This is a genomic window from Glycomyces arizonensis DSM 44726, from assembly GCF_000482705.1.
Lineage (GTDB): Bacteria > Actinomycetota > Actinomycetes > Mycobacteriales > Micromonosporaceae > Glycomyces > Glycomyces arizonensis.
Genome location: NZ_AXWO01000004.1, coordinates 1 through 22793 on the forward strand (window position 1 = coordinate 1; position 22793 = coordinate 22793).

22 protein-coding genes are annotated in these 22793 nt (G+C 69.4%); 11 read left to right on the forward strand and 11 right to left on the reverse strand.

Features of this window, described 5'->3' with window-relative positions; translation table 11 throughout:
- The coding region (locus H613_RS29860; protein ID WP_211234726.1) for an integrase core domain-containing protein at positions 1-282 on the forward strand (282 nt) is incomplete at its 5' end.
- A 508-nt stretch (positions 283-790) separates the two neighbouring features.
- Here H613_RS29860 and H613_RS0106125 read toward each other — a convergent pair.
- Complete coding sequence (locus H613_RS0106125; protein ID WP_026923123.1) at positions 791-1021, reverse strand: hypothetical protein; 231 nt, start codon at positions 1019-1021, stop codon at positions 791-793.
- Between the two features lie 134 nt (positions 1022-1155).
- On the opposite strand from H613_RS0106125, the gene H613_RS0106130 reads away from it, so the two are divergent.
- Positions 1156-1611, forward strand: coding sequence for a hypothetical protein (locus tag H613_RS0106130; RefSeq protein ID WP_026923124.1), 456 nt, complete (start codon positions 1156-1158; stop codon positions 1609-1611).
- Positions 1612-1957: 346 nt separating this feature from the next.
- On the opposite strand, the gene H613_RS29865 is transcribed toward H613_RS0106130, so the two are convergent.
- From H613_RS29865 to H613_RS0106150, 3 genes are all read right to left on the reverse strand, one after another.
- Positions 1958-2755, reverse strand: a complete 798-nt coding sequence (locus tag H613_RS29865; RefSeq protein WP_026923125.1) for a phosphotransferase — start codon at positions 2753-2755, stop codon at positions 1958-1960.
- Positions 2756-3285: 530 nt separating this feature from the next.
- Complete coding sequence (locus tag H613_RS24715; RefSeq protein ID WP_051393013.1) at positions 3286-4479, reverse strand: ISAzo13 family transposase; 1194 nt, start codon at positions 4477-4479, stop codon at positions 3286-3288.
- A 79-nt stretch (positions 4480-4558) separates the two neighbouring features.
- The gene (locus H613_RS0106150; RefSeq protein ID WP_026923126.1) at positions 4559-5530 is read right to left on the reverse strand and encodes an SDR family NAD(P)-dependent oxidoreductase; all 972 of its coding nucleotides are present in this window, start codon (positions 5528-5530) and stop codon (positions 4559-4561) included.
- Between the two features lie 62 nt (positions 5531-5592).
- Here H613_RS0106150 and H613_RS0106155 point away from each other — a divergent pair, with 62 nt between their 5' ends.
- The 3 genes from H613_RS0106155 (at position 5593) to H613_RS24725 (ending at position 7851) form a co-directional block, all read left to right on the forward strand.
- On the forward strand, positions 5593-6165 hold the full coding sequence (locus H613_RS0106155) for a TetR/AcrR family transcriptional regulator (RefSeq protein WP_035736633.1): 573 nt from the start codon (positions 5593-5595) through the stop codon (positions 6163-6165).
- 349 nt (positions 6166-6514) lie between these two features.
- Positions 6515-6706, forward strand: a complete 192-nt coding sequence (locus H613_RS24720) for a DUF6069 family protein (protein ID WP_035736635.1) — start codon at positions 6515-6517, stop codon at positions 6704-6706.
- On the forward strand, positions 6703-7851 hold the full coding sequence (locus H613_RS24725; protein ID WP_084546401.1) for an alpha/beta hydrolase: 1149 nt from the start codon (positions 6703-6705) through the stop codon (positions 7849-7851). Before H613_RS24720 ends, H613_RS24725 begins: the two co-directional genes overlap by 4 nt.
- On the opposite strand, the gene H613_RS0106170 is transcribed toward H613_RS24725, so the two are convergent.
- Positions 7807-9330 carry an FAD-dependent oxidoreductase gene (locus H613_RS0106170; RefSeq protein WP_035736764.1) on the reverse strand — a complete coding sequence of 508 codons (1524 nt, stop codon included), beginning with the start codon at positions 9328-9330 and terminating at the stop codon, positions 7807-7809. The genes H613_RS24725 and H613_RS0106170 overlap by 45 nt on opposite strands.
- Positions 9331-9377: 47 nt before the next feature.
- Between H613_RS0106170 and H613_RS24730 the strand changes: the two genes are divergently transcribed.
- A complete protein-coding gene (locus tag H613_RS24730; protein WP_051393014.1) occupies positions 9378-10034 on the forward strand; it encodes a TetR/AcrR family transcriptional regulator in 657 nt (218 codons plus the stop codon).
- Between the two features lie 14 nt (positions 10035-10048).
- Here the strand turns inward: H613_RS24730 and H613_RS0106180 are convergent, their stop codons facing one another.
- Both H613_RS0106180 and H613_RS24735 read right to left on the reverse strand, forming a co-directional pair.
- The gene (locus H613_RS0106180) at positions 10049-11203 is read right to left on the reverse strand and encodes a DUF418 domain-containing protein (protein ID WP_035736638.1); all 1155 of its coding nucleotides are present in this window, start codon (positions 11201-11203) and stop codon (positions 10049-10051) included.
- A gap of 167 nt (positions 11204-11370) precedes the next feature.
- Entirely contained in the window at positions 11371-12936 is a 1566-nt protein-coding gene (locus H613_RS24735) for a carboxylesterase/lipase family protein (RefSeq protein ID WP_051393015.1), read from the reverse strand.
- 166 nt (positions 12937-13102) lie between these two features.
- On the opposite strand from H613_RS24735, the gene H613_RS0106190 reads away from it, so the two are divergent.
- A complete protein-coding gene (locus H613_RS0106190) occupies positions 13103-13678 on the forward strand; it encodes a TetR/AcrR family transcriptional regulator (RefSeq protein WP_026923130.1) in 576 nt (191 codons plus the stop codon).
- Between the two features lie 132 nt (positions 13679-13810).
- On the opposite strand, the gene H613_RS24740 is transcribed toward H613_RS0106190, so the two are convergent.
- The gene (locus H613_RS24740) at positions 13811-14566 is read right to left on the reverse strand and encodes a DUF2306 domain-containing protein (RefSeq protein WP_035736640.1); all 756 of its coding nucleotides are present in this window, start codon (positions 14564-14566) and stop codon (positions 13811-13813) included.
- 144 nt (positions 14567-14710) lie between these two features.
- Here H613_RS24740 and H613_RS0106200 point away from each other — a divergent pair, with 144 nt between their 5' ends.
- From H613_RS0106200 to H613_RS0106215, 4 genes are all read left to right on the forward strand, one after another.
- A complete protein-coding gene (locus H613_RS0106200) occupies positions 14711-15400 on the forward strand; it encodes a TetR/AcrR family transcriptional regulator (protein WP_026923131.1) in 690 nt (229 codons plus the stop codon).
- 334 nt (positions 15401-15734) lie between these two features.
- The gene (locus tag H613_RS0106205) at positions 15735-17732 is read left to right on the forward strand and encodes a serine hydrolase domain-containing protein (RefSeq protein WP_026923132.1); all 1998 of its coding nucleotides are present in this window, start codon (positions 15735-15737) and stop codon (positions 17730-17732) included.
- Positions 17733-17797: 65 nt separating this feature from the next.
- Positions 17798-19102, forward strand: coding sequence for a sensor histidine kinase (locus H613_RS0106210; protein WP_169731959.1), 1305 nt, complete (start codon positions 17798-17800; stop codon positions 19100-19102).
- Complete coding sequence (locus H613_RS0106215) at positions 19099-19755, forward strand: response regulator (protein WP_026923134.1); 657 nt, start codon at positions 19099-19101, stop codon at positions 19753-19755. The genes H613_RS0106210 and H613_RS0106215 overlap by 4 nt, the downstream gene beginning before the upstream one ends.
- Before the next feature lie 67 nt (positions 19756-19822).
- On the opposite strand, the gene H613_RS28945 is transcribed toward H613_RS0106215, so the two are convergent.
- From H613_RS28945 to H613_RS0106225, 3 genes are all read right to left on the reverse strand, one after another.
- A complete protein-coding gene (locus H613_RS28945; RefSeq protein WP_245598493.1) occupies positions 19823-20347 on the reverse strand; it encodes an MFS transporter in 525 nt (174 codons plus the stop codon).
- Complete coding sequence (locus H613_RS24745) at positions 20320-21138, reverse strand: MFS transporter (protein WP_051393018.1); 819 nt, start codon at positions 21136-21138, stop codon at positions 20320-20322. Before H613_RS24745 ends, H613_RS28945 begins: the two co-directional genes overlap by 28 nt.
- A gap of 193 nt (positions 21139-21331) precedes the next feature.
- The gene (locus tag H613_RS0106225; protein WP_026923135.1) at positions 21332-22675 is read right to left on the reverse strand and encodes a dicarboxylate/amino acid:cation symporter; all 1344 of its coding nucleotides are present in this window, start codon (positions 22673-22675) and stop codon (positions 21332-21334) included.
- Positions 22676-22793 lie beyond the last annotated feature (118 nt).

The following is a 22793-nucleotide window of genomic DNA, read 5'->3' on the forward strand; positions in this document are numbered from 1 at the left end:
GGATCGAATTATATGTCGCAACGGTTCAGCGAGTATTGCGCCTCGCATGGGCTGCTGCGGTCGGTGGGGCGGACTGGTATCTGCTTCGATAACGCGATGGCAGAAAGCTTTTTCGCGGCGCTGAAGAACGAACTCGTATCCCGAGTCACATACACGACCCGTCGCGAAGCCAAGCGTGACATCATGCGATATATTGAATTGTGGTACAACACTCGGCGGCTTCACTCCGCTGTCGACTATCGACCACCAGTCGAAGTCCGGGAAGCCTACGAGCTGACCTGATAGGAAGACATCACCCCAGGAAGTTGTCAGCAACCAACTGTCCGAAAAATGCGGGGCACCTCAGAGACAGCTCCGACCCTCACCTGCCCCGTCCTCGCTGACTCGCTTAAAGTCGGGCCGAATACAACCCCGGAGACACAGAGACAGCCCCAGCTCCCGCTTCCCTCTCGATCGCTGACCGATTGAACTCCCACCCGAGCGAGCCTCCTCGCTGGCAGGCCACCCTGAGCACTTCCCCACCTTCCATCGCTGACTTGCCCGAAGCCGGACCGAAAGCGATCTTGAGGACACAGAACCACACCCAACTCTCTCTCACCTCATTGCTTGGTGCCGCGATCGTCGGTGTCGCAACGGTTGTGACCCCGTGTGGTGGCCTTGTCGGCGGTGGCCAGGTTCATCGACAAGTTCATTCCATAGCTCTCCACCGAGGAGGCCAAAGTCGAGATGTGATCCTGAAACGAGAAGCATCTCACCTACAATGAGCTGCGGGTGGGGCGTTTTTTCTGTCTCAGTTTCCCTTCAGTTTCTCGATGTCCTCCATCGTTGCAACGGGGACCCGTCCGGGACGGCGAACGACAGGTCGGTTCTTGATCCGATCCAGCACGCCTTTAATCGGCTTGGCGTCATCTTCACACAGGTCCGCACTGAAGCTGCCCTCCTCGGTCTTGATGGTGTACGGGGCAGCGTCCTTGGACCGGTCGCCGCATATATCGCAGATCGTGAGGTTAATCTTCGCCATTCGGACTTTCTCCTGTATTCGGTGCCGCAACTGGCAACAATCATAGCAATGTGATTGTTGGATTTGACAATAGATCGTTTACCAGTCAAACTTGCATACGTCTCATCGTGAGACGTGACAGTAAGGAGGTCAACATGCCGGCGTCGAAGATCGTGAACGAGCAGGAGGTCATTCGGTGGTTCGAGGAAGGGAGGACCTACCAGTGGATGGTGACGGAATACAAGCGCAAGTACAACATCGACACCGTTCCTTCGCTCTGGGGCAATTTCCGCCGTCGCCGCGGCCTGGAGCGTCGCACCCTTCGCGACGACACGATGCTCCCCTGGGGCATGAAGGATGAGCACCGATGGCTGTTCCCCGCCCAGATGCTGCGAGCTGAGGCCCGGCGCCGAGCGGGCAAGCAGCTTCGCCCCGATGAAGAGAAGCGGATCGACAACTTCATCAACCGCCTCAAGCGAGACGGCCTGGTGGTCCACTACGACATCGACACGAAGGAAGGCTTCTTCTATGTACCGGCCAGGGAGGGGATCGATACCGACCTGATCCGCGAGCCAGAACGTAAGACCACCACCCGACCGCGGGCCGACTAGGAGACCCCCAGCAGCCCGCTGGAGACTCTTCCGTTTCTGCGATCAGTGCCCGTCGGCGCCGCACTCCACCTCCTCCGTCCACCTCCGCGTCGACGGGAATCCTCAGAGTGAGCAGGACCTGGCGCATGGTTCGGTGATCCACCCCCGCGTAGGCGGGGAATCGAAGCATCTCAATACTCTCGCCACGCGATTCTTTCCCATCGTCGCACTACACGGCCGCCAGTAATCCGCCGACGCTCATCCAATAAGTTTCGGATCAATAATGAAGCAGACTCTCCCCCATCCAACCGACCGCTCAGAACCCTTCCCCGCTTTCTATCGCTGCTTCGTTTGAGGTGCAAGGGGTTCACCTCGATTCCAGACCCAACAGGGAATCTCGGTGCGCCGCCAGCTTCGCCGCGGCCGCCATGAAGCCTCGATCGTGGCGTTCGCGGCGCTGCACCTCGAATTGCGGGTCACCGGCCCTGATGCGCTGCCGCAGGAACATCCCGGTCGAGTAGAGGCGCAGAACCGCGTCGTCGACGACGTCCTCCGGGTCGAGTCCGCCGTAGGCGTCGCACAGGAGGGCGAGTCGGGCACGCCGGTCCGGCGGGCGGTCCCACCCCCAGCTCGATATGTCGTCGTCCAAGTGGAACGGGACGAACTGGTGAGCAAGATAGGCCATGTCCCAGGACCGGGTCATCGGCCCGGCCGCGTCCCAGTCGATGATGCCGGTCACTTCGGTGCCCTCGAACACGAGGTTCCATGGGGCCAGGTCGCCGTGTCCGATGATCTCGGTGTCGTGGACCGGTCGGCAGGTCTCGAGCGGATGCCATTCGTGGGTCCCGCGATCGATGAAGGACACCGAGAGGTCATGGATCGTCCGGGTGGCTCGCGCCGCCGAGACGAGTGCTTCCTCTGACCGCAGGTCTTCGGTCAGTGGTGGATAGCCGGTGACGCCGGGGATATAGGAGAGCCGCTCGTGCTGTGCGGATGCTTCGAGTATTCGAGGTGTCAGGCTGCATCCCCGGTCCTCGAAATGTCGGAGCAGTGCACGGGAACCCGAATTCTCGACGGTGGGGTGCCGCACCACGGTGTCGCCTTCGCGGCGTACGCCGGCGAACCGGCCCCGCGCCATTTCATCGTCGATCGGATCGATCGGCATCCTGGACGACCTCTCTGCGCAGGTGGTATTGAGCCGGAATCAGATGGTACCGACGGTGTATCCGGCATGGAGCGCAAGGAAGCAGACCCTCAGGGGAGGCACACTTCTGGACGATGTGGAAGCACGACTGGACGGCGGCCTCCACGCGCTCGCCACCAAGGAGTGCGCGAACCCGTCGCGTCGCAGTCCGACGCCTGGGGCGACGGCTGCACCTCATGCGACCGGCGTCGTGGGCCTTCGGGTCCACTGCATCCCGATCTCAGGCGGTCTGCCTGTCGGTACCATTGGCGGCTCTGTTCCACCGGCGCAGCGGGCCATCGCTGTCGCGGCCCGCCGATTGAGGAAGGCGTGAGGGTATGCCGATCGGCATCTTGCATCCCGGTCAGATGGGCGCCGCCGTGGGCGCTCAGGCCGTCGCCGCGGGCGCGCGCGTGCTGTGGTGTCCCGAGGGGCGCAGTGGCTTGACCGCTGAACGCGCCCGTAAGGGGTCGTAGAAGTATTACTTGAGGGTTTGCTGCTGTGTGTCTGTTTCAGGCGGGGTGGATGGTGTAGTTCCAGGAGCCATGCCATTCGTGGGGTTCGATGGGGAGGCTTGCCATTTCGGCGTCAGTGATCTTGATGCCGGTCGGGTATTCGTGTTCGTCGAGCCAGGCGGTGACCGACAGGCCCTCCTCGGTTTCGGTGCCGCCGATGAGGTCGAGGATCACCTGGTAGTCCGTCAGGGGCCTGCCGCGCCAGTTCATGGACACGAAACTGAACAGGCGATGCTCGACCCGGTTCCACTTCGAGGTGCCCGGCGGGTAATGGAGCACGGTGACGCTGATGCCGGTCTCGGCGCAGAACGCGGCCAGCTCGGCCTTCCAGGCACGGGAACGGTAGCTGTTGGACCCGCCGGCATCGGCGGTCAGGCACAGCCGGTCGATGTGCCCGTAGAGGTCACGTCCGGTGGCATACCACCATTGCCGGAGCGTGTTGACCGCGAACGCGGCGGTCTCGGCCGAGACCCCGACCGAGACCCAGCCTTCGTTCGCGCCGATGTCGTAGATGCCATACGGGATCGCCTTGGGGACCCCGGCGGGGAAGTCGTGGCCGTTGACCTCGACAGGGTTCCCGCCCGGCTGCCATTCCCGTCCAGCCTGGGCGTACTCGCCGACCAACTCTTTTTTCTTGCAGTCGATGCTCAGGACCGGGTCCCCGGTGTCTAGGAACGCGGCGCAGGTGTCGTTGATGTAGCCGAACTGGGCATCCCGGTCCGGATGGTCGGCTCCTTCCTTGGTCTTCTTGACCTTCTGCAGCCGGTACCCCAGGCCCTTGAGCAGGGCCGCGATCGCTTTGATCGAGGCGCGGAACCCGGTCCGGCGCAGCCCCTCCCGCAATTGTTTGCGACTGCGGGTCGTCCACCGCAGCGGCCCGGTCGGCTCGCCGCGCGCATCGGGCTCGACCAGTGCCTCGAGCGCGGCAGTGATGCCGGGCTGTTCGACCTCCAGGCTCGGCCTGCCGCCACCAGGTGCGCGGACCCGGTCGGTGATCTCGGCGCCGTTCTCGATCTCGCGCAGACCCTTCCGGACGGTGTTCGGTGCCGCGCCCGAGGCCCGCGCGACCAACGCGACACCACCGCGTCCCAGGTCAAACGCTTCACTGCCCAGGTACAGACGCCACTGCCGCTCGTTCAAGTGCGGGCGCATCCGGTCGAACTTCTCGGCCAACACCGCCTCATCGATCACACCGGACTAACGAACCAGCCCGAACACGAAGCACGGCCTACCGATTAACTTGTTCAGCCACGAGCCCTTAAAGATCAAGTTAGGCGTGCAGAAGCTCGGTCGAGACCGTCCAGAGTCGCTCGGCGAGAGCGGGGTCGAGCGCCCATTCCTTGACACCATGGGGATGCTGCGCAAGGTCGGCGTCATTCGGCACGGTGTAAGCCTCTTGCGCGTCATCGAGGTAGTGGCCGCCGGAGTGGGCGAAGGCCGGGAAGACGGCCGCCACAATGCTGGTCGCGGCCCCCTGTTCGATCGTCTTGTAGGTGAAGAGGCCGGCGGCCTCGGCGGCGTCGAGCGACTGCCGCTGCTGTGGTGTGAAATTCCTTTGCAGTCCCGTGGCGACGCCGCCGGGGTTCACGGTGTTGGCGACGATCCCATCCGGTGCCCACAGGCGGGTGGCATGGACGGCGAACAGGGAATTCGCCGTCTTCGACTGGGCGTAGGCGATCTGCGGGTCGTAGCTGCGGCGTTGGAAGTGAAGGTCGTCGAAGTCGATGCCCGAACGCATGTGCGCGGTCGAACTCACCGAGACGATCCGGGCGCCGTCTCGGTCGGACGCGCCCAGAGCCAGGGCGCTGCGCAGACCGGTGGCGAGGGCGAAATGGCCGAGATGGTTGGTTGCGAACTGCAGCTCCCAGCCTTCACGGGTTCGTTCGTAGCCGCCGGTGACCACACCTGCGTTGTTGACCAGCAGGTGCAGCGGGCCGCGCCAAGCCTCGACGAATCGTGCGATGGTCGTCGTATCGGCGAGGTCGAGCTGGGCTACCTGGGGCCGGGCTCTTCCAGTGGAGCTCGCGATCGCGTCAGCGACCGTGCCACCCGCAGTGGTGTTCCTGACAGCCAGGGTGACCTGTGCTCCGGCAGCGGTCAATGCGCGAGCGGTCTCGATCCCGATACCGGAGGAACCTCCCGTCACGATGGTGCGGACGCCGGTCAGGTCGAGGCCTTGGAGCACGTCGTCTGCGGTGCTGGCGGCGGTGAAGGGAGTGGAGATGAGCGCAGGATCGGTCACGACGAGAACTATACAAGATATATTCAACTTGTATAGTTAGTATAGGCTCGTATGATCATTCCATGAGCAGTCCCGATCTCGGTCAGCCGTCCCCTACCACCCTCGATATCAGTCGACGGGCCATGGTCTTGGACGCCGCCCTGACCACGTTCGCGCGATTCGGCTACAGGAAGACCTCGATGGAGGAGGTGGCGCGGGCGGCGCACATCTCCCGGCCAGGGCTCTACTTTCTCTTCTCTTCCAAAGAGACCCTGTTCCGTGCCGCGGTCACCCAGGCCCTGGAACGCGACCTCGCCGCGGTCGAGCGCGTTCTGGCCGACACCGGACGGCTCCTGCCGGAGCGCCTCATCGAGGCGTTCGATCAGTGGGCGGGCCGCTACGTCGGCCCATTGACGCGCGATGTCACGGAAGTCATCGAGGCCAACCCGGACCTGCTGGGCGAGATGGTCGCGACCGCGCCACGGCGTTTCGAGGCACTGCTCACCGATGCGATCGCCGCGGAGATCGGGCGGAAGACGGCGCTTGCCGTCGCCCAGACGATGATCAGCGCTTCGATCGGCCTCAAACATCAGGCACCCTCACGGGAGTTCTTTCTCGAACGGCTGAAGGCCGCCATCGCTCTGCTTGTCCGCTGAGCAGGCCCGGGCGTCTTCTGCAGAGGTGAGAGTTCGCGCCAGTCACGGACCTCAATGCCTCATCGTCGCGTACTTCGGCGGGGCGTGTTCGGCTCCTACGGCCGGCCCGGTGCCAATGGCCCCCCATCCCGGTCGGTGCTCCGGGGATCGTCGAGTTCGACGCCGGGCTCAACCGCGAGCAGACATCGGGAACATCGGGGATCACCGTGGTGGTCCCTGTTTTCTTGCCCGACACGGCCTCGGCGCGGCCGTTCCCTACCAAAGTAGGAGGCGGCTCCGCCGGAGGCGGGACTCGGCGCGGCCTCGCGGCTGATGCGGTGACCCGGCCCCGTCGATGAGGCTGGGCGGCATGAGCAAACGCACGCGACGCTTCCTCGTCGTCATCGGCGCCTCGGTCGCCGCGCTGGTCATCTGGGTCCTGGCGGTTCCCCTCGCCGGGGTCGATGTGACCGTGCAGCCGCCCGAATCCCAGCTGGCAGTCGGACCGATCGCCGCGGTGAGCACCGCGGTCGTGCTCGTCCCCGGGCCGGTGCGCCGATGAACCTTCCCTACGGCTACCTGGTGGGCGTGATCGTCCTCGCGATCCCGCTGCTGCGCTTCCGGCGCCTGCCGATGGCGCTGGGCTCCACGGTCTTCCTCGCCAGCGTCGCGATCAGCGAGCTGCCCTTCCTCGCCATCGCCGCGTTCGCGGCCAGCACCGGTCTCGCGTTCGCCGAGGGCGACCTCGCCTCCCCGGTGACGATCGTCGCGGCCGTGCTCGGTGCGGCCTGCGTGGCGCTGACGGCCTGGCGCGGCATGAGGGCGCTGCCGGTCCTGCGGCGCGCCATGGGCACCGCGCCGGTCTCGCGCCGCCTGCCGTGGTCGCGGATCCTGCTGCGGCCCTTCGCGCTTCGTCCCCGCTCGGTCGAGCGCATCGCGAACCTCCCCTACGGTCCGCACGGCAAGCGCAACCTGCTCGACGTCTACCGCCACCGCTCCGCCCCGGGCGGCGCACCGGTCCTGATCCACTTCCACGGCGGCTACTACACGACCGGCCGCAAGAACTCCCAGTCGCTGCCGATGCTCCACCGACTCGCCGAGCGGGGCTGGGTGTGCATCAGCGCGAACTACCGCTTCCGCCCGGAGGCCTCGTTCGAGGACCACCTGATCGACGCCAAGCGCGTGGTCGCCTGGGTCCGGACGCACGGCCGCGACTTCGGCGCCGATCCCGACCGGATCGTCCTCTCCGGATCCTCGGCGGGCGCGCACATGTCGACGCTGGCATCGTTCACCGCCGGCGACCCCTCGTACCAGCCCGGGTTCGAGGACGTCGACACGTCCGTGTCCGCGGTCGTGGTCCTGGGCGGCTACTACCGCGCCTACTTCAATCGGCCCGACACCGAGCCGACGGCGTTCGCCCGGCCGGACGCGCCGCCGTTCCTCGTCGTCCACGGCGACCACGACTCCGTGGTCCCCGTGGACGACGCCCGCCACTTCACCGAACGCCTGCGGCAGATCTCGACGCAGCCGGTGGTCTACGCCGAGCTGCCCGGCGCCCACCACGGCTTCGACCTGTTCCACTCGCCGCGCTTCGAGGCGGTCGTCAACGCGGTCGAGGCCTTCACGGCACGGGCCTTCGCCTCGGCGGCGTCCGTTCGTCTCTCAGCGCGAGGGCGCTCCGAGCCAGGCCGCGAGCGCGGCCGTTAGACCCTGCATGTCCGCTCCGGCCCAGGCGACGACGCCGTCGGGGCGGACCAGCAGGCCGTCGACGTCGGTGTCCGGGCTCTTGGCGCTGACGACGGCCGCTCGGTCGCGGTACGCGTCGGCCGCCTCCCGCAGGTCGGCGCGCCCGGCGAGGTCGAGCAGGAGCGCCCGGCCGTCGTGGAGGTGGTCGGCGAGCGCGGAGCCGTCGGCGAGGGCCAGGTCGGGGGCGCTCCGGCCCACCAGATCGTGGTCGCCGGGCAGGTCGTAGCGGTGCCAGACGCCCGAGATCTGCTTGACGGCGTAGGTGGTTCCCGCGGTGGTGGACAGCAGGTCGTGCACGATGCCCCGCAGCGCGCGAGAGCGCTCGTCGGTGCGCATGAGCGCCACTTGGGCGCGGCTCCAGTCCAGCACCCAGGCGCCGATCGGATGGCGCTCGGCCGTGTAGGTGTCGAGCAGTCCGGCAGGGGCCCAGCCTTGGAGGGTCGCGGCGAGTTTCCAGCCGAGGTTGAACGCGTCGCCGATGCCGAGGTTGAGTCCCTGCCCGCCGAACGGCGAGTGGACGTGGGCGGCGTCGCCCGCCAGCAGGATCCGGCCCTTGCGGTAGGTGGTGGCCTGTCGGGCGTTGTCGGTGAAGCGGGTGGCACTGTGGACGTCGGTGATCGTGACGTCGACGCCCGAGACGTGGCGCAGGCCGGCCTCCAGCTCGGCGGCGGTGATCGGGGCGTCGCGGTCGGCGGGCGGCCCGTCCAGTTCGACGGTGAGGATGCGCCCGGGGAAGGGCCCGTTGGCGTAGATGCCGGTGGGGGTGGTGTTCCAGCCGCCGCCGAGCCGCTCCGCGCCCTCCATCTCGACGATCGCCTGGTGGCCGGTGATCTCGGGGTCGGTGCCGGGGAAGTCGAACGCCGCGAGCCTGCGGACGGTGCTGCGTCCGCCGTCGCAGCCGACCAGCCACCGCGCCCGCAGCGGCCCGGCGCTGGTCTCGGCGGTGACCGCGTCGCCGTGGTCGGTCAGGCCGGTCAGCGCGGTGCCGCGCCGGACGGTCACGCCGAGGCGCCGCGCCCATTCGTCCAGGATGGACTCCATGTCCTGCTGGTTGACCATCCCGACGTCGCCGGCAGGGCCGTGTCCGGCGAAGGCGGGATCGTCCTGGTCGAAGTGCTCGGCGCTCATCATGAGCCCGGCGAAGTGGCCGGCGAACTTCGGCGGGGCCTTGCGCGGCGCGTCGACGCCCCGCGAGGCCAGGAACGACCTGAATCGTTCGAGGTTGCGCTCCTGGGCCGCGGCGAGTTCCGGCAGCAGCCCGCGGCGGTAGAGCGCTTCGGCGGTGGGCGTGTTGATGGCCCCGGCCTTGATGGTCGTGTCGGGCTCGGTCAGCCGCTCCACCACGGCCACGGTGACGCCGCGCAGGCGCAATTCGCAGGCGAGCAGCAGGCCGACGGGTCCGGCACCGCAGACGACGACTTCGAAATCGGTATCAATCATGCGGTTCACTTTACTCGGTTCATTAATGAGTCGGGTATAGTTGTGGTGTGAACGACACGCCCGCACCGCCCACTCGGCGCGACCGCCGCAAGGCCCAGACCCGACAGCGCATCTCCGACGTGGCCACCGTCCTGTTCCTCCGGCACGGCTTCGACCAGGTCACGGTCGGCCAGATCGCCGAGGCGGCCGACGTGTCCAAGGTGACCGTGTTCAACCACTTCCCGCGCAAGGAGGACATGCTCCTCGACCGCGGCCCCGAGGCCGCGCGGCTGATCACCGACGCCGTCGGCGACCGCGCCCCGGGCGAGACGCCCCTGGGGGCGCTGCGCCGGGTGCTGGTCGAGCGCGCCCGCACCGAGGAGCCGCTCGGCGGCTTCGCCGACCGCTTCACCGAGTTCTGGCGGCTCGTCGCCGACTCGCCCGCCCTGCGCGACCGCGCCCGGGAGCTGTACCAGGAACTGGAGTCGGTCCTGGCCGAGTGCCTGGCCGAGGCGAACCCCGAGCGCCGCGCCGACGCCGCGCTGGCCGCGGCGCTGGCCCTGGCCGCCTACCGCACCGCCTTCCACGCCGCGGCCTCGCGCATGCTCGCCGGGACCCCGGCCGCCGAGGTCGTCGACGACCACATCGCGGCGGTCGAGCGGTCGCTTCGCGCTGTTGAACACGCTGTTGAATGCGCTGTTGAACGGGCCGCCGACGAGCGCTGAGCACCGAGCGGCCGTCAGCGGATCAGCGCCTTCTGGAGCGCCTCGGCCGGACCCGCCGCGAAGCGCGCCAGCCACAGCCGCGATCCGACGACGAGGAACGCGCCGATCGCCAGCCAGAGCGCGGCCTCGAACCACCCCGAGCCGCCGAACCGCGCCCCCAAGCCCAGGCCCCAGCCGTAGCAGACCGCCGAGGCCAGCAGGTTCTGCAGAATATAGCCGCTCAGAGCGGTGCGGCCCAGGCTCGTCAGGCCGGTCATGAGCGGTCCGCGGCGTGCGCGGTCGACGATCCAGCCGACCAGTCCGATGTAGCCGATCGCCAGGAGCGGCGCGGACACGTAGCGCTCCACGAAGAACAGATCGGACGGCCCCGCCATCAAGACGGCGGTGAGCGGCGCGCCCGCGCCCAGGCCCCACCGCAGCAGGCGGCCCCGGATCGCGCGGGCGCGCTCGTCGCCGCCGAAGGCCCCGGCGCGGAACAGCTCGACGCCCGCCAGGAACAGGAACACCATCATCGGGAAGGTGATGGCCAGTTCGATGCGGAACACGGGCATGTCGTCGAGCCGGAACTGAACCTGCTCGATCCACGAGCCCGAGGCGTAGAGCGCCTCGATCGAGCGGTCGCGCTCCGGGCCGGACTCGGGCCCGGCGAACATGGCAGCGGTGAGCAGAGCGATGAACGCCAGGTGCAGCGCCAGACTCGTCCACATCACGACGCGGCGGAGCGTGCGCGACCGCGTCAGCATCCAGGCGACGGCGAGCGCGGTGACCGCGTAGCCCATGAGGACGTCCCAGGCGAAGACCAGCGTGAAGTGGACGGCGCCCTCGACGAACAGGAACAGGGCCCGCCAGTGGTAGCGGCCGGGCCAGCGCCGCCCGCGTCCCGCCGCCGATCGGTACTGGATGGCCAGGCCGGCGCCGAACATGAGCGTCAGCATCGAGAAGAACTTGCCGTTGGCCAGGAACTCGAAGACGGCGCCGATCGCCGTCCCCTCGGTGGCCGTCCAGCCGAGGAGCGGACCGGCCTCGCCGTGCGGCGAGGCGAAGATCCAGATGTTGGTGGCGAGCGTGCCGAGGATGGCGACGCCGCGCAGGACGTCGAGCAGCGGCAGCCGCTTCGAGGCCGGTTCGCGTTGCGTCGGTGCGGACTCGGTGGTCACGGAGGTGTGCATGGATGCAAGCCTGTCCGCGCCCGGGCGGTGATGAATCCTCCTGCGGCACGGACTTTCGGCGGCGACGGGCGGACCTGCGTCGCACTCCGGGCCGCATCGAACGGTGGAGGCCGCAGGGCCGGCCTGCCACTTTGGTGGCAGACCGGCCCTGCGGTTCGGGCTGTCGGTCAGGCGTGCAGCGAGCGCCAGAAGCCGAGGTGGTGCTCGTCGGCGAAGTCGATGTTGCGAGCGCCCTCAGGCGAGAGTTCGCGCACGTCGGCGTCGGTCGCGTACGGCTCCCACGGGCCTTCGCCGTCCGGGTCGCCCGAGCGGGCGAACTCGGACCAGCTCGCGATCATGAGCTCGGCGAGCGGCTCCTGCGATTCCCGCATCGGCTCGAAGAAGGCGGTGTCGAACAGGAAGGCGCAGTCGACCATGTGGAAGGCGTCGAGGCGGTAGCCGGGGCGCGGGACGTAGTCGAAGTACGGGGCATCGGACACCGAGAGCTCGTAGGTGAAGGCCGGGACCTGGTCGCCCAGGACCTCCCTCGTCCGCTCCATGCCAGCGGCCCAGTCGGAGTCGGTCATGATGGCGCCCACCGCCTTGGCGGGGACCTCGAAGTCGTCGAGCGGGTACTCCTCGGCGATCGCGGCCGCGTCCTCCCCGAACAGCCCGGTCAGGGCGGCCAGGTAGCTCTCCTCGTCCTCGACGCCCGCGCCGGCCGGGTGGCCCTGCATCTCGTCGCTGTTGACGCCGTGCAGGATCGGGACGCGGTTGAACTCGCCCGAGGCGAGCGCCTCGCCGGTCGGCACCGGCATGACCGGGCCTCCGATGACCGGCTGGGTCTCGAACAGCTCGCTCCCGGCGGCGATGACGTCCGCGGTGTCGATCTGGCGCAGGCACGCCGCGATGTCGCCGGTGCTCTCGTCGCACCCGAGGCCTTCGGCGATGCCGACGGCGAGGGCCTGCCCTTCCTCGCGGCTCGTCGCCCAGTCCGTGGCGCACATGGCACTCTGAACGATCGCCTTGTCGAACAGGCCCGCCGAACCGGCGGAGGCGAGGTGGGCGCACACGTCGTAGCCGCCGCCCGATTGGCCGAAGACGGTGACGCTGCCTTCGTCGCCGCCGAAGGCCGATGCGTTGGACCGGACCCATTCGAGGGCGGCCTGCTGGTCTTGGAGACCGTAGTCGCCCGAGAGGATCTCGCCGTTCCCGCCGTCGAGGGCGGGATGGGCCAGGGTGCCGAACAGGCCTTGGCGGTAGTTCACGGTCACGACGACGACCTCGCCGTCGGTGACGAGCCGCGACGGGTCGTACTGCTCGGCGGCGCCGTAGGCGTTGCCGCCGCCGTGGAACCAGACCATGACCGGCAGGTCGTCGTCGGCGATGTCGGGCGCGTAGACGTTCAGGTAGAGGCAGTCCTCCGCCTCGCTGGGGACGCTCGGCATGCCCATGGCGGATTCGCCTTGGGCGCAGGCGGGCGCGAACTCGTCGGCGTCGCGGACGCCGTCCCAGGATGCGGCCGGCTCGGGGGAGGCCCAGCGGAGGTCGCCGACCGGCGGGGCGGCGTAGGGGACGCCGAGCCAGGAGCGGACGCCGTCGTCGGTGGTGCCCTGGAGCCGTCCCTGCTCGGTGGCGACCAGGGTGGGGTCGGGCTCGTCGGCTTCGGCGGTGCCGCAGGCGATCGTGCCGACGGCGAGACCGGCCGCGGCGATGACGCCGGCGAGTCGTTTGGCGGTGGTCTTGAGGTGCATGGGGAGTCCGTTTCCGTTCGGGACCGGGGTGGTGGTCGCGCTTGCGGGAGAACCGTACCAAGGATTTGGGCAAACGTGCAATGCGATCGCGCAAAAAATTTGCCTAAGGCTCGCGATCTATGCAAATGATCTAGGAAAATGCCCAGTTCATTGCTAGGATCGGCCCATGGGAAATCGCGAGGCGCTGCTCGACGGGGCCAAGAAATGTCTGCTGGAGAAGGGCTACGACCGGACCACGGTGCGCGACATCGCTTCCGCGGCCGGAGTGAGCATGGCCGCGATCGGCTACCACTACGGCTCAAGGGAGGCACTGCTGCAGCAGGCGCTGTTCACCTCGCTGCACGAATGGGACGCCGGGCTGAAGGAGGCGCTGGCCTCGCTCGACGTGCCGCAGGGGTCGGGTCGGTTCGCGGCGGTCTGGAACCTGCTCATCGGGCATTTCCAGCAGCATCGTCCGCTGTGGATGGCCAGTTTCGAGCTGTTCCTCCAGGCGCAGCGGTCGCCGGAGCTGCTGGAGGAGTACGCGAAGGGGCAGCCGGGCGCCTTCGCGGCGATGGCCGCGCTGGCCACCGGCGAGCTCGAGGAAGACGTCGACGACGATACCGGCCGCACGGTCGGCGCGGTGCAGCTGGCGCTGGTGAGCGGGGTCGTCATGCAGTGGTTGAGCAACCCGGACACCGCACCGGGCCCGGCCGAGATCGCCGCGGGGCTGCGCGGCCTGGCGGACACGATCGACTCCTGAGCCGCGCCGAGCCAGGGCCCGCTGCGAGCCATCGGGCCACGAGACCCCCGGCGTCGAAACCGTTCGGCGAATGGGAGACCGCCGGGCGGCATCCGGAAACGGACGCCACCCGTGCCCGGTTTCCCGTCGCGGTCAGGCGGTGGTGGCGGTGGCCTGGCGCGGGATGGCGCTTCGTCTGCGGGACTTGGGGCGCCGGTCGAGCCACCACTGGGCGATCATCAGGTTGACGATCCAGCTGATCCAGATCGAAGCGACGGCGACGTCCGCGAACATCGCCTCCGTGTCACCGGCGTAGTAGCCGTCGACGAACGGCAGCAGCGCCATCACGAGGATCCCGATCCACAGCCGGTTGGCCACGATCGAGAAGCACAGGGCGAAGCTGCGGACCATCCACCGGCGGTGGTCCTTGAAGCGGCGCTGCCGCGCGGCGCGCAGCCCGGCGAAGGTCGTCCAGAACCACAGCGCCGTCAGCATGAGGTTGCCGATCTTCCCGGGCGGGCCCACCACGGACACGACGCTCACCACGCCGGCCAGGATGCCGGAGGGGACCACGCCCGCGAACACGTAGAGGCGCCCCGAGGCGCGGTGGATCCTGGGATGCGCCTTCCGCAGCCACGGCCAGACCTGCATGCTGCACGTCAGCAGCGCGATCGAGCCGAACGCGATGTGGCCGCTGAGCAGCAGGTAGTGCGTTTCGGGGAAGTCCTCCTGGAGCTCGACCAGGGCGTCGCCGGTGTCGAAGCTCAGGTAGGACGGCAGCCGCAGCGCCACGAACAGGACGGCGACCGCGAACAGCGGCACGATCCACGGGCGCTTGTACCACTTGGGCCCGGTCTCGGCGGGCGGCGGTGCGGGTGCGGCGGAGAGCGGGGTGGTGTCCTGCGCCATGGTGCGCTCCGATCATGCGGGGGCGGACGGATGCGTATCTCATACGCTAATTAGCGTAGACTATACGCTAAATCGGTGATGGAGAGGGGCGCCGAGGAACGACGTAGTCTTCAGTTCGCATCACCGGCCGGGAAAGGAGCGCGCATGGGGCAGGACGTCCGCGAACTGCTGTGGGGCGACGCCGCCCGCCCGCCGCGCGGGCGCCCGGCCGGGCTCAGCCGCGAGCAGATCGTCGCCGAGGCCATCGCCATCGCCGACGCCGAAGGGCTCCAGAAGGTCTCCATGAAGCGCGTCGCCGAGCGCCTCGACTGCGGCGTCATGTCCCTCTACCGCCACGTCGACGGCAAGGAGCAGCTCGTCGCGCTCATGCACGACACGGCCATCGGCCCCGCCCCGGACCTGTCGGCCGACCGCGGCTGGCGGGAGGCGGTGGCCGAGTGGGCCAGGGCCACGCGCGCGTACTTCCTCGCCCACCCGTGGGCGCTGCCGCTGGTCACCGAGGACCGGCCCGTCGGCCCCAACGAGGTCTCCTGGCTCGATCAGGGCCTGGGCGCGCTCGAGTCGACCCGCCTGTCGGGGGCGGAGCGGCTGGCCGCGGTCATGGTCGTCAACGGCTTCGTCCGCGGCGGGGTCCAGCCCGAGGTCCAGGAGAGCTACGCCGGTGCGCAGTGGTTCGACTTCATGGCCGACCCGCGCGCCCGCGAGCGGTTCCCCAACACGTCGGCCCTGTTCGCCGACGGCAGCATGTCCTATGAGACGCCCGAACTGTCCTTCGAGTTCGGACTCCAGGTCGTGCTCGACGGGCTGGAACGCCGCATCGGCGACGCGGCATAGCGAAACGCCGCCGACGGCGGCGTCCGGCTCGCCGCGAAGGGGCGAGGCCCCTCCACCGCGGCCGTCCCGGCGACCGCGCTCCCGAAAGTACGGCGTCGCCGGTTCCTGAAACGGATTGCGACCCGGTTCGATACGGGTGGGCTCCGCCGCGCGGCGCAAGGCCGGGGCCGCCGCCTCCCCCAAAGGTCGCAAGCCGATTTCCGACTCGCGCCAGTCGTCGCGGGCCGCTCCTCCCAGTGAAGATGGATTTGTTCGAACGCAAGGGTTTCCCGCACCGATCGCATCGGCGATCAAGCAATTCCTCACAGGACAGACCAACTCACCAGGAGCTGACATGCACGCCAGTGCAACCGCGCCCCGCCGCAAGACGAGCGGCATCGCGGCCCGGATCGGAGCCGCGTTCGGCGCCGCCGCGCTCATCGCGACCACCGCCGCCTGCGGCCAGACCGACCCCGACCTCCCCGAACCTCCGGCAGGCGACAGCGCCGCCCCCGAAGCACTGACAAAGGCGAACGTCGACGCCTGGCTCGACGGCACGCTCCCCGAGCAACTGGAGCGCAACGGGATCGCCGGGGCCGTCGTCGCGGTCGTGAACGACGGCGCCGTCGTCACCACCCGCGGCTTCGGCTACGCCGACACCGGCGACGACGGCTCCGAGCCGGTCGAGGCCGACCCCGAGGAGACGCTGTTCCGCGTCGCGTCGGTGTCGAAGGTCTTCACCGCCACCGCCGTGATGCAGCTGGTCGAACAGGGTGAACTCGACCTCGACGCCGACGTCTCGCGATACCTCGACTTCGAGCTGGAGCGCGAGTACGACGACGACATCACCCTGCGGCACCTGCTCACCCACACCGCCGGGTTCGAGGAGCGCCTCCGCGGCCTCATCGCCTACGGCGACGAGCCCGTCGACCTCCGCGAGGTCCTCGCCACCGACCCGCCCGAGCAGGTGTACCGCCCCGGCACGACGCCCTCCTACTCCAACTACGGCAACGCCCTGGCCGGCTACATCGTCCAGCGCGTCAGCGGCGAGCCCTTCGAGGCCTACATGGAGCACCACCTCTTCGAGCCGCTCGGCATGGACGCCTCCTCGTTCCGCCAGCCGCTCCCAAGCGACCTGAGCGACCGCGTCTCGAACGGCTACCTGGACGGCTCCGGCCCGGCCCAGGAGTTCGAGATGGTCGGCACCCCGCCCGCCGGGGCGCTGTCGATATCCGCGAACGACATGGCCCGGTTCATGCTCGCCCAACTCGGCTCCCTCCCCGAGCAGTCCCTGCTGGCCGACGAGACCCGCGAGCAGATGTTCACCCCGGCGCTCACCGAGGAGTCCCTGGGCGGCTTCGCCGAGTCGGAGCGGATGACCCTGGGCTGGTTCCAGGAGGACCGGGGCGGCCACCGCATCGTCGGCCACGGCGGCGACAGCAACTTCTTCCACTCGCACCTCCAGCTCTACCCCGACGACGGGACCGGGGTCTTCATCGCGCTCAACAGCTCCGGCGGCGAGGACGCCGACACCCTCGGCCTGCGCGCGGACCTCATGGACGGCTTCACCGACCGCTACCTCCCCGCCGACGAGGCCCCGACCGCGACCGTCGACGAGGCGACCATGCGGGCGAACGCCGAGCGGATCGCCGGGACCTACGTCTCCTCGCGGGGCTTCCACAGCACCTTCCTGTCCGCGCTCGACCTGTTCATGACGACCGAGATCACCGCCCTCGACGACGGCCGCCTGTACTTCGAGGCCGACCCCGGCACCGGCAAGCCCGGCGTCTACGAGCAGACCGGCGAGTCCACCTGGCGAGAAGTGGGCGGCGACCGCACGATCGCCGTCCGGACGGACGGCGGCGAGGTCACCGGCATCGTCCACGACGCGGCCTTCACGCTGCTGCCGCTCGAGACCGACCGCGCCATCGGACTGCCGATCCTCATCGGCGCCACCGCAGTGCTCCTCCTCGGGCTGCTCGCCTGGCCGGCCGGCGCGATCTACCGCAAGCTGCGCGGGCGTCCCGCCCCGGAACGCGACGGCCGCCCGATGCGCATCCTGGTCCGAGTCGGCGCCGCCTGCACCGTCCTGGCGCTCGCCGGATGGGTGACGATCGTGCTCACCGTCATGGGCCTCACCGATCCCCCGGCCGCCGCGATCCGCGCCGTGCAGGCGCTCCAGCTGATCGGCGCGCTGGGCATGGTCCCCGCGATCGCCAAGCTGGTCGGCGAGATCCGCCGCAAGTCCGGCTGGAAGCCCGTGGCCGGGACCGTGCTGACGCTGCTGGCCCTGTCGGCGGTCGGCAACTTCGCCGTCCAGTTCCAGCTCCTGTCCCCGAACATCTCCTACTGACCTGAACATCTGCCACTGACGAGGCGGCCGTCGCCGATGCGAAAGGGCGAGTGAAGATGAACCACATGACCGGAAGCCCCAAAGCATCCGCGACGGCCCTGCCGACCCTCCTCAGGCGCCTGGACGCCCTGCTGTCCCGCTTCGGGATCCGCGGGACGTTCCCCCGGGACGCCGTCCTGGCGCTGGTCGTCGCGGTGCTCACCTTCGGGATGTTCGCGACCCTGACCAGGCTGGCTCCGACCGACCCGACGATCGACCTGTCGGCCGCCGAGGGATGGACCATCACCGCGTTCGGCGTCGTCCAATCGCTGCTGCTGTGCCTGCGGCGCCTGCGTCCCGTGCTGTGCGTCGCGGCGGTCATGGCCTGCCAGATGGCCATGACCGCCGTCGCGCCCGGCATCTCGGGCAACGGCATCGGCCCGGCCGTCGCCGTCTACACCATCGGCAGCATCGCGAGCCTCCGGTTCACGATCGCCGTCGCCGCCACCGCGGTGCTCGCCCCGACGGCCGCCGCGGCGGCGGCGAGCCTGGGCGAGGACGCCATGTTCGCCGTGGTGACGAACCACCTGACCTCGAACGCGGTGGTCCTCACCGCCGCCGCGCTCATCGGTATGTACGTGGCGGCCCGGCGCCGCAACGCCGCGCTCGATCGTGAACGGGCGACCGCGGTGCTCCGGGCGCACCGGGAGCGGGCCGAGGCCGCCGTCATCGCCGAGCGGGCCCGCATCGCCCGCGAACTCCACGACGTGGCCGCGCACCACCTCTCGGGCATGGTCATCCAAGCGGCGGCGGTGGAGCGGCTGATCGGCCGGGACGCCGAGGCGGCCAAGTCGGGGGCGGCGTGGATCCGCTCGCAGGGCAAGGCGACACTGGAGAACCTCCGGCAGGTCGTGGGGCTGCTGCGCGACACCGACACCGACGGCAACGCCCCCGTCCCGGGCGTCTCGGCGCTCCCGGCGCTGATGGCCGAGGCCCGTCAGCTCGGATCCGAAGTGGAATCCGAGTGCTCGGGCGAGCCGCTGCGGCTGCCGCCGATCGCCGACATCTCGCTCTACCGGATCGCCCAGCAGGCACTGACCAACGCCAGGCAGCACGCGCCCGGGGCGAGCGTGCGAATCCGGCTCGCCTACGGCGACAAGGACGTGGTGCTCGAAGTGACGAACGGGCACTCGTCGCGCGGCGAGCTCGCCGACGTCGGGCGAGGTGGAACGGGCCTGGTCGGCATGCGCGAACGCGCCGACCTCGTCGGGGCCGACTTCACCGCCGGTCCGACCGGCGACGGCGGTTGGCGCGTGAGGGTGGCACTGCCGGTCCGCGACACCGAGCGGCGGGCCGAGGACATCGAGTTCGAGACGGGAGACCGGACGTGATCAAGACGCTGCTCGTGGACGACCAGGCGGTGGTGCGCGCGGGATACCGCGTGCTGCTGGAGGAGGCCGGGGACATCGAGGTCGTCGGCGAGGCCTCGAACGGCCCGGCCGCGGTGAAGGAGACCGCGCGCCTGCACCCGGATGTCGTCTGCATGGACGTGCGCATGCCCGGCGGCGATGGGATCGAGGCGACGCGCCGGATCGTCGCCGAACGGGACGGGGAGCGCCCCGCGGTCCTGGTCGTCACCACCTTCGACCTGGACGACTACGTCTTCGGCGCGCTGGAGGCGGGCGCGAACGGGTTCATCCTCAAAGACTGCGAACCGGAGGAACTGGCCGAGGCGGTCAGGAAGCTCGCCGCCGGTGAGGGACTGGTCGACCAGGCGGTCACGAGGCGGGTGATCACCGAGTTCGCCAGGCGCCGCAGGAAGGCCGAGCCCTCACCGGGCGCGGCCGAGGTGCTCACCGCCCGGGAGACCGAGATCGTGCTGCTGCTCGCGCGCGGCATGTCCAACGCCGAGATCGCGCGGGAGCTGTTCGTGGAGACCAGCACCGTCAAGTCGCACCTGGGCCGCGCCATGGCGAAGATCGGCGCCAGGGACCGGGTCCAGACGGTGGTGTGGGCCTACCGCAACGGGCTCGTCGACCACTGACGGCGGAGCACGGCCCGATGCCGTGCCCCGCCCGATGGCTGCTAACTCCATTCGACTTCGCGGCGGCTCATGGTTCCCTCCCCTCTGGGGCGCCGGTGGGTTCCAATGGCGCTCCGACGTTCTCGGTCGGCTTCAGGACCAGTCGTGTTCGCGGTTCATCGCCTTCCCTCCGTTCCTGTCGTTTGTCGAGGCGGCAGACCGCGCCGACGGCCAGCGCGCCGAGCGAACCGGTGGCGGCGCAAGCCGCGATCGCCGCCGACGCGGGCATCAGTTCGGCCAGGACTCCGGCGATCAGGACTCCCACACCCTGGGCGGTCCGCAGACCGGCCGAGGCGAGCCCGATCGCGCGAGCGCGCAGTGCGTCCGGCACCAGCTGCGTGAACGCGATCTGAGCGAGGACTGCGTAGTCGGCCAGCAGCCCCGAGAGCGCCCACAGTGCCACGGTCACCGCCGGTCCGGGCCCCGCGAAGGTGGCCAGCAGCGGCACCCCGGTCCCCACCGCCGCGGGCACCAGCAGCCGCTGCCGCAGGACGGGACCGAGCCTGCCGACCAGGAACGAGCCGATCACCATGCCGACCACGTCCGCGGCCATGAGCACCCCGACCGACGCCTCACCGGACCCGATCTGGTGCGCGTACGGCGCCGCCAAAGCCTCCGGCGCCAGGTAGAGGCCGAGAAGATCCACACCAGCGACGCCAGGCCGAGCAGCTTGCGGTCCTTCGCGATCAGCGCGATACCCGCCAGCGCGAACCCGCCGCGGGCGGCGGGCCCGGCGGCGTCGGGCGCCACCAAGGGGCGATGCGGGCGCAGACCCCACCGCAGGAGCGCGGCCGACAGCAGGAACGTGGCGGCGTCCACGGCGAGCACGAGGTGCGGGCTGCCGAAGAAGGCGACGAACGCGCCTCCGGCGGTGAAGCCGAGCACCTGCGCCAGACCGTTGGTCGACGTCATGATGCTCATGCCGACCGGGTAGCGCTCGCCTTCGAGCACATTGGGGAGGGCGGCGCTGCGGGCGGCCGAGAACAGCGGCTGGGGGCAGGTGGCCGCCACGAGCAGGACGGCCACCACCGGCAGCGGCAGGGCGGGGACCGCCATCGACCCGATGAGCGAGGCCCGCAGCAGCTCGATGACCACCATGACCGTGCGCCGGGAGTACCGGTCGGCCAGCCCGGCGAGCAGCGGCGCGGTGAGCAGCGGCGGCAGGAACGTCAGCGCGTAGACCAGCGTCGTCAGCGCCGGAGAGGACGTCCGGTCGAACACCAGCAGCGCCAGTGCGACCTTGGCGAGCTGGTCGCCGATCCGGGACTGCGCCTGGGCGATCCAGAGCACCCGGAACTCCGGCACGGCGAGCGCCTCCCGGTACCTCGCCGTGCGCTGGGACATCGGGTCCTCCAAGGCCGATCGCGGTCGCCGAGATCGGCGACCGAGGCACACTCTGGTGCGCGGTTGCACGGCATCGGCACGCCTGCTGCACGGTCCGACCCCGTGCTCGCGGTCAACGACCGGCTGAGGCGATAAAGCGCGAGGGGCCGCCCCGGACGGGACGGCCCCTCGCTTCAGGAGAGGAGGAAAAGACCTAAGTGGCCGGTTGCAGCTCCGGCTTGAGCGGCTCGGCCTCCGGCGACGGCTTCGCCTCATCGATCGGCCCGTCCAGCGGCTGCGGCGGGGCGTCGTACACCTTCTGGTCCAGCAGCCCTTCGGACTTCGCGACCAGCACCGGGACGGTCATCTGCCCGGCCACGTTGGTGGCGGTGCGGATCATGTCCATGATCGGGTCGATCGCCAGCAGCAGGCCGACGCCCTCCAGCGGCAGACCCAGTGTGGACAGCGTCAGCGTCAGCATGACCGTCGCGCCGGTGAGCCCGGCGGTGGCCGCCGAGCCGATGACCGAGACGAACGCGATCAGGAGGTAGTCCTGGACGGCCAGGTCGATGCCGTAGACCTGCGCGACGAAGATCGCGGCGATCGCCGGGTAGACCGCGGCGCAGCCGTCCATCTTGGTCGTGGCGCCGAACGGCGAGGCGAACGAGGCGTAGTCGCGGCTCACGCCGAGCCGCTCGACGACGGTGCGCTGCGCCAGCGGCATCGTGCCCACCGAGGAGCGCGACACGAACGCGAACTGGATCGCCGGCCAGGCCTTCTTCAGGAACTGCACCGGAGAGACCCTCGCGGCGAAGCGCAGCAGGATCGGGTAGACCACGAGCATCACCAGCAGCGTGCCGACGTAGATGTCGATGCTGAACACCGCGAACTGGCCCAGCAGGTCCCAGCCGTAGGAGTACACCGACTTGCCGATCAGGGCGGCGGTGCCGATGGGCGCCAGGCGGATCACCCACCACAGGGCCTTCTGGACCAGGTCGAGCGCGGACTGGTTGAACTTGAGGAACGCCTCGGCCTTGTCGCCGATCTTCGCGGCGGCCGCGCCGGCGATGATCGCGATGAACACGATCTGGAGGACGTTGACGTTCACGAAGGCGTCGACGACGTTGGTCGGGATGATGCCGGTCAGGAAGTCGGTCCACGAGCCGGTCGTCTCGGGCCGCTCGGCCGCGGCGTCGAGGGCGATGCCCCCGCCGGGGTTGGTGAGCAGGCCGATCGTCAGGCCGATCGCGACGGCGATCAGGGACGTGGCGAGGAACCAGCCGAGCGTCTTGGCGACCAGGCGCCCGGCGTTGGCAAGGTTGCGCAGGTTGGCGATCGAGGCGACGATCGCGGTGAAGACGAGGAACGGGACGATCAGGAACAGCAGCTGCACGAACAGCGTGCCGACCGTCTCCAGGGTGGTGCCGAGCCAGGCGAGCGACCATTGGCGGGCGGCGTAGCCCAAGGCCAGGCCGAGCGCCAGGCCGATCAGGAGCTGCGCGGCGAACGGGATCTTCCGCCGCCGCTTCGGCTCGACCGCGGCATCGGTTTCGGACATGTGAGAGCACCTCTGATATCGGGCAGGCGGCACGGCGCAGAGCGCCGCGCGGTGCGGCTGCCGGAAGACTTGACGATCGCTGGAAGGGGCCCGGTCCAGCGGAGAAGAGGGTGACGTC

Coding starts and splice junctions, on each gene's coding strand:
- H613_RS0106125 (WP_026923123.1), bottom strand. CDS start 1,021: ATGGCGAAGATTAACCTCACGATCTGCGATATATGCGGCGACCGGTCC.
- H613_RS0106130 (WP_026923124.1), top strand. CDS start 1,156: ATGCCGGCGTCGAAGATCGTGAACGAGCAGGAGGTCATTCGGTGGTTC.
- H613_RS29865 (WP_026923125.1), bottom strand. CDS start 2,755: ATGCCGATCGATCCGATCGACGATGAAATGGCGCGGGGCCGGTTCGCC.
- H613_RS0106155 (WP_035736633.1), top strand. CDS start 5,593: ATGAGCAGTCCCGATCTCGGTCAGCCGTCCCCTACCACCCTCGATATC.
- H613_RS24720 (WP_035736635.1), top strand. CDS start 6,515: ATGAGCAAACGCACGCGACGCTTCCTCGTCGTCATCGGCGCCTCGGTC.
- H613_RS24725 (WP_084546401.1), top strand. CDS start 6,703: ATGAACCTTCCCTACGGCTACCTGGTGGGCGTGATCGTCCTCGCGATC.
- H613_RS0106170 (WP_035736764.1), bottom strand. CDS start 9,330: ATGATTGATACCGATTTCGAAGTCGTCGTCTGCGGTGCCGGACCCGTC.
- H613_RS0106180 (WP_035736638.1), bottom strand. CDS start 11,203: ATGCACACCTCCGTGACCACCGAGTCCGCACCGACGCAACGCGAACCG.
- H613_RS24735 (WP_051393015.1), bottom strand. CDS start 12,936: ATGCACCTCAAGACCACCGCCAAACGACTCGCCGGCGTCATCGCCGCG.
- H613_RS0106190 (WP_026923130.1), top strand. CDS start 13,103: ATGGGAAATCGCGAGGCGCTGCTCGACGGGGCCAAGAAATGTCTGCTG.
- H613_RS24740 (WP_035736640.1), bottom strand. CDS start 14,566: ATGGCGCAGGACACCACCCCGCTCTCCGCCGCACCCGCACCGCCGCCC.
- H613_RS0106200 (WP_026923131.1), top strand. CDS start 14,711: ATGGGGCAGGACGTCCGCGAACTGCTGTGGGGCGACGCCGCCCGCCCG.
- H613_RS0106205 (WP_026923132.1), top strand. CDS start 15,735: ATGCACGCCAGTGCAACCGCGCCCCGCCGCAAGACGAGCGGCATCGCG.
- H613_RS0106210 (WP_169731959.1), top strand. CDS start 17,798: ATGACCGGAAGCCCCAAAGCATCCGCGACGGCCCTGCCGACCCTCCTC.
- H613_RS28945 (WP_245598493.1), bottom strand. CDS start 20,347: ATGGCCGCGGACGTGGTCGGCATGGTGATCGGCTCGTTCCTGGTCGGC.
- H613_RS24745 (WP_051393018.1), bottom strand. CDS start 21,138: ATGTCCCAGCGCACGGCGAGGTACCGGGAGGCGCTCGCCGTGCCGGAG.
- H613_RS0106225 (WP_026923135.1), bottom strand. CDS start 22,675: ATGTCCGAAACCGATGCCGCGGTCGAGCCGAAGCGGCGGCGGAAGATC.